At 71.3% G+C, this 4831-nt stretch carries 6 protein-coding genes; 2 read left to right on the plus strand and 4 right to left on the minus strand.

Going from position 1 to position 4831, the window contains the following annotated elements:
• The 3 genes from JHD63_RS25100 to JHD63_RS21725 all read right to left on the minus strand — a co-directional run.
• The coding region (locus JHD63_RS25100; RefSeq protein WP_198972083.1) for a transposase family protein at window positions 1-113 on the minus strand (113 nt) is incomplete at its 3' end.
• Between the two features lie 48 nt (window positions 114-161).
• Window positions 162-311: a hypothetical protein gene (locus JHD63_RS21720; protein ID WP_198972873.1), complete on the minus strand. Its 150-nt coding sequence runs from the start codon at window positions 309-311 to the stop codon at window positions 162-164.
• On the minus strand, window positions 287-1180 hold the full coding sequence (locus JHD63_RS21725) for a LysR substrate-binding domain-containing protein (RefSeq protein ID WP_198972874.1): 894 nt from the start codon (window positions 1178-1180) through the stop codon (window positions 287-289). The genes JHD63_RS21720 and JHD63_RS21725 overlap by 25 nt, the downstream gene beginning before the upstream one ends.
• A 133-nt stretch (window positions 1181-1313) precedes the next feature.
• Between JHD63_RS21725 and JHD63_RS21730 the strand changes: the two genes are divergently transcribed.
• Window positions 1314-2291: a Bug family tripartite tricarboxylate transporter substrate binding protein gene (locus JHD63_RS21730; protein WP_198972875.1), complete on the plus strand. Its 978-nt coding sequence runs from the start codon at window positions 1314-1316 to the stop codon at window positions 2289-2291.
• Window positions 2284-3270, plus strand: coding sequence for a succinylglutamate desuccinylase/aspartoacylase domain-containing protein (locus JHD63_RS21735; protein WP_198972876.1), 987 nt, complete (start codon window positions 2284-2286; stop codon window positions 3268-3270). The genes JHD63_RS21730 and JHD63_RS21735 overlap by 8 nt, the downstream gene beginning before the upstream one ends.
• A 64-nt stretch (window positions 3271-3334) precedes the next feature.
• On the opposite strand, the gene JHD63_RS21740 is transcribed toward JHD63_RS21735, so the two are convergent.
• On the minus strand, window positions 3335-4582 hold the full coding sequence (locus JHD63_RS21740) for an MFS transporter (protein WP_198972877.1): 1248 nt from the start codon (window positions 4580-4582) through the stop codon (window positions 3335-3337).
• Between the last annotated feature and the right edge of the window lie 249 nt (window positions 4583-4831).

The following is a 4831-nucleotide window of genomic DNA, read 5'->3' on the forward strand; positions in this document are numbered from 1 at the left end:
GCCCCGGCGAGGGTGGCGCACAGCGCTACGGCCAGGATGGCCTGCAGGTCGTGGCGACGCGTGCGGTGGCTTCGGGGGTCGGAGATGCTCTGCAGGTGGTGCAGTAGGTTCATCGGGGCTGCGCTAGGAGGGTTGTTTCAGCGCTTTAGTTTCGCTTGGATTTAGATGCGATTGCCCTGCGCATCCAGCGCCGCCATGTCGCCCGGGCCCGGCAGGGACAGGCCTGGGTCCGCCTCGGCGCGCGGCGGGTCCAGGGCGCGGTCCGCGCGGCCGTGGCGCGACGGCTTCAGCGCCGCGCCGCCGACTGCCACACCTGCTCGTTGAGCGCGCTCAGCCGGCGCTTGGGCCGGTACAGCCGGACCTCGAACGCGATCTCCATCGAGCGGTCGCCGGCCACGGCCATGCGGCCGGCCTTGCAGTCGGCGCGCACCAGGGACCACGGCAGCCAGGCCACGCCCAGTCCCTTGAGCACGTACTCGGCCAGCGCGTCGGCCGAGTCGCATTCCAGGCTGCGCGTGAGCCGCGGCGCGATCGGGTTGTGCGCCAGGTGGTCTTCCAGCAGCCGGCCCATGGCCAGGCCGCGGCCGTAGGACAGCAGCGGCACGGCCGGCGTGCGGCCGGGCAGGTACAGCGGCTCGCCGCGCGGGCCGGCGCGCGCCACGGGAACCAGCTTGTCGGAGGCCACCGTGACGTGCGTGAACTGCCGCCCATCCAGGCGGAAGGTCAGCGCCGGGTGGTGGTAGACCAGGGTGAAGTCCACCTCGTTCTGCTCCAGCAGGCGCACCGTGTCGAGCAGCGCGCGCGTGAGGATGCGCACCTGCGCGTGCTTGAGCACCGGCCGCAGCCGCAGCAGCCAGTCGGCCATGACGGTGCGCGCCAGCGTGCGGCCGGTGGCGATCGTCAGCGTGCGCTCCTGCCGGCCCGTGGCGCTGCGCAGCTCGGCGCGCGCGTCCTCCAGGCCGATCACGGTCTGGCTCGCGGTCTCCAGGAACAGCTCGCCCGCGGGCGTGAGCTGCAGCGGGCTCTCGCCGCGCTGCACCAGCGGCATGCCGGCCCAGGCCTCCAGCGCCTGGATGCGGCGGCCGAAGGCCGGCGGCGTCACGTTGCGCAGCTCGGCCGCGCGCAGGAAGCTGCGCGTCTGCGCCAGCGCCACGAAGTCTTCCATCCACTTCACCTGCATCGCGGGCACTCCTTCCCCGTCACTGGCGGCCACTGCGCGCCGCTTGCCAAAACGGCAATCCATTGTGCCGAAACGGCAACCCGCGGCATCTGCGCCCGCACAGAATCCGGCCCATCCCCCACCGGAGACACCCATGAACCTTCCCCTGCGCCGGCGCCGCATCGCCACGCTGCTGGCCCTGGCCCTGCTGCCCGCAGCAGCGGCCATGGCCGACACCTATCCCCAGCGCCCGATCACGCTCGTGGTCGGCTACCCGCCCGGCGGCAGCACCGACCTGGTGGCGCGCACGCTGGGCCAGACGCTGTCCACGCGCATCGGCCAGCCGGTGGTGGTCGAGAACCTGGGCGGCGCGGGCGGCTCCATCGGCGCGCAGAAGGTGGCTTCGGCCGCGCCGGACGGCTACACCCTGCTGCTGGGCGCCAACAACGAGATCGCGATCAACGCGCTGGTGAAGAAGTCGGTGCGCTATTCGCTCAAGAACTTCACCCCGCTCGGGCTGGTGGCCTCGCAGCCCCTGGTGCTGACCGCCGCGCCGGCGCTGGGGGTGAAGAATGCGTCCGACCTGATCCAGCGCGCCAAGTCCCAGCCGGGGCGGCTGTCGTATGGAAGTTCGGGCGTGGGCACCTCGCTGCACGTGGCCGGCGAGATGGTCAAGCAGCAGGGCGGCATCTTCCTGACCCACATCCCCTACCGCGGCACCGGCCCGCTCACCACCGACCTGCTCGGCGGCAGCCTGGACCTGGGCGTGTACGTGCTCTCCAGCGCGCTGCCGATGATCAAGAGCGGCAAGCTGGTGGCCATCGGCACCACCGAGGCGCGGCGCTCGCCGGCCACGCCCGACGTGCCCGCGCTGGCCGAGACGCCCGCGCTCAGGAACGTGGACATCGGCGTCTGGTTCATGCTGATGGGGCCGGCCGGCCTGCCCGAGCCGGTGGTCGCGCGGCTCAAGGCCGCGCTGGCGGAAACGCTGCAGGCGCCCGACTACCGCAAGGCGATGGAAGCCTCGGGCTCGGTCGTGCCCGCCACGCAGCCCGACCTGGCCCGCTTCCTGGCCGACGAAACGCGCAAGTACCAGCAGATCGTCCAGTTCGCCAACATCAAGGATGAGTGATAGCCGCATGCAGTTCGAGCTCGACGTTCCCGACCTGGGCGCCTGGCGCGCCGGCAATACCGGCACCGAGGGCGTCTGGCGCTTCGACTCCGGCCTGCCCGGCCGCCACGTGCTGGTCACGGCCCTGGTGCACGGCAACGAGCTGTGCGGCGCCTGGGCGCTGCAGGGCCTGCTGGCCTCGGGCCTGCGCCCGCGCCGCGGCCGGCTCAGCCTGGCGTTCTGCAACCTGGCGGCCTTCGAGCGCTTCGACCCCGCGCGGCACGACGCCTCGCGCTTCGTCGACCAGGACCTGAACCGCCAGTGGTCGCCCGAGCGCATCGCCGCCGCCGACACCCGCGAGCGCCGCCGCGCCGCCGAGCTGGCGCCGCACGTGGCCGAGGCCGACTGGCTGCTCGACCTGCACTCCATGCACGAGCCCAGCCCGCCCCTGGTGCTGACCGGCCTGTCGCCGCGCAACATCGAACTCGCGGTGCGGATGGGCACCCCCGAACACATCGTGGCCGACGCCGGCCACCAGGACGGCGTGCGCATGCGCGACTTCGGCCGCTTCGGCAGCGAGGCCGGCATGGCGGCCGGCGCGCGCTCGCTGCTGGTGGAGTGCGGCTTCCATGGCGCCCGCTCCAGCCGCGACGTGGCGCGCGACCAGTGCGTGCGCTTCCTGGAACTGGCGGGCATCGTCGACGCCGGCGACACCGGGCGCCTGCTGCCCGGCTGGCGCATGCCCGACGCCCCGGGCCGCTGGGTCCTGGAGGTGAGCGGCGGCGTGGTGGCCAAGGGCAGCCAGGTACGCTTCACCGAGCCCTTCCAGGGCCTGGAAGTGATCCCGCAGGCCGGCACCGTGATCGGCGACAACCACGGCGAACCGATCCGCACGCCCTATGACGACTGCGTGCTGGTGATGCCCTCGCTGCGGCAGGCGCGGCAGGGCGTGACGGTGGTGCGCTTCGCGCGGCGCCGGCGGCCCGCGGAATTCAACTGAAAAGTGGCCGTAGCCCAGGTTCTGCCTGGGCTATTAGCTATATATTTGGTAGCATACGCCGGCCTCACGCCGCCCGGCGCGCACCCTTGGGCAGGAACACCGCCACCACGCCCAGCAGCGGCAGATAGGCGATGGCCTGGTACACGAAGGCAATGCTGGTCCGGTCCGCCAGCATGCCCAGCACCGCGGCGCCCAGCCCGCCCATGCCGAAGGCAAAGCCGAAGAACAGGCCCGACACCATGCCCACCTTGCCCGGCATCAGTTCCTGCGCGTAGACCAGGATCGCGGAGAACGCCGAGGACAGCACCAGCCCGATGATCACCGTCAGCGTCGTCGTCCAGAACAGATCGGCATGCGGCAGCAGCAGCGCGAACGGCGCCACGCCCAGGATCGACACCCAGATCACCGGCTTGCGCCCGATGCGGTCGCCCACCGGCCCGCCCAGCACCGTGCCCGCGGCCGAGGCCAGCAGGAAGAAGAACAGATGGAACTGCGCGCTCTGCACCGTCAGGCCGAAGCGCTCCATCAGGTAGAAGGTGTAGAAGCTGCTGATGCCCGCCACGTAGAAGTACTTGGAAAAGATCAGCACCAGCAGCACCCCGACGGCGCCCAGCACCACCCCGCGCGGATAGGGCGCCACCGCCGCCGGCCTGCTGCGGCTGGCCGTGGCCACGTGGTGCGTCGCGTACCAGCGGCTGACCTGCAGCAGCAGCACGATGCCCAGCAGCGCGGCCAGCCCGAAAAACGCCACGCTGCGCTGGCCGAACGGCACGATCACCGCCGCCGCCAGCAGCGGCCCGACCGCCGTGCCCGTGTTGCCGCCCACCTGGAACACCGACTGCGCAAAGCCATGCCGGCCGCCCGAGGCCAGCCGCGCGATGCGCGAGGACTCCGGATGGAAGATCGAAGAGCCCACGCCCACGAAGGCCGCCGCCAGCAGCACCACGCCAAAGCTCGGCGCAAAGGCCAGCAGCATCAGCCCGACCAGCGTGGACCCCATCCCGAAGGGCAGCGAATACGGCTGCGGCCGCCGGTCGGTGAACAGGCCCACCAGCGGCTGCAGCAGCGAGGCCGTCAACTGGTAGGTCAGCGTGATCAGCCCGATCTGCCCGAAGCTCAGCGAGAACTCGCCCTTCAGGATCGGGTACATCGCCAGGATCAGCGACTGCATCATGTCGTTGACCATGTGCGAACCGCTGATCGCCGCCAGAATGCCGAAGGCCGGCCTGGCCTGCGGCCGGGCCGCCACGGGCCCGCTCGAAGAGTCGGTAGAGGTGCCGCTGTCGTCCAGGGCTGCTGCGCTTGTTGTCATAGGTGTCGTGCGTTGGCGCGGATGAGCCCGCGCCCGTGCGCGGTATCCAGGGAGACGGAATTATCCGGACCGCCAACGGCCCTGTTGCGCGGCAACCTGCCAGAAACCATCGCGAACGGGACACTTAGGGCAACGCTGAATAAGTCCGCGTGGTGGCGCGCGCCCTGGTGTGGGATGGGATGCAAGGCGCAAACCGCAGCCATAGCCGCAGCTATGGCGAGGATTTGCAACGCCGCAGACCGCCCACAG

The organism is Xylophilus sp. ASV27 (assembly GCF_016428875.1).
Lineage (GTDB): Bacteria > Pseudomonadota > Gammaproteobacteria > Burkholderiales > Burkholderiaceae_C > Xylophilus.

Bases quoted from the DNA above. Each gene is read 5' to 3' on its own strand.
- JHD63_RS21725 (WP_198972874.1), bottom strand. From the start codon at position 1,180: ATGCAGGTGAAGTGGATGGAAGACTTCGTGGCGCTGGCGCAGACGCGC.
- JHD63_RS21730 (WP_198972875.1), top strand. From the start codon at position 1,314: ATGAACCTTCCCCTGCGCCGGCGCCGCATCGCCACGCTGCTGGCCCTG.
- JHD63_RS21735 (WP_198972876.1), top strand. From the start codon at position 2,284: ATGAGTGATAGCCGCATGCAGTTCGAGCTCGACGTTCCCGACCTGGGC.
- JHD63_RS21740 (WP_198972877.1), bottom strand. From the start codon at position 4,582: ATGACAACAAGCGCAGCAGCCCTGGACGACAGCGGCACCTCTACCGAC.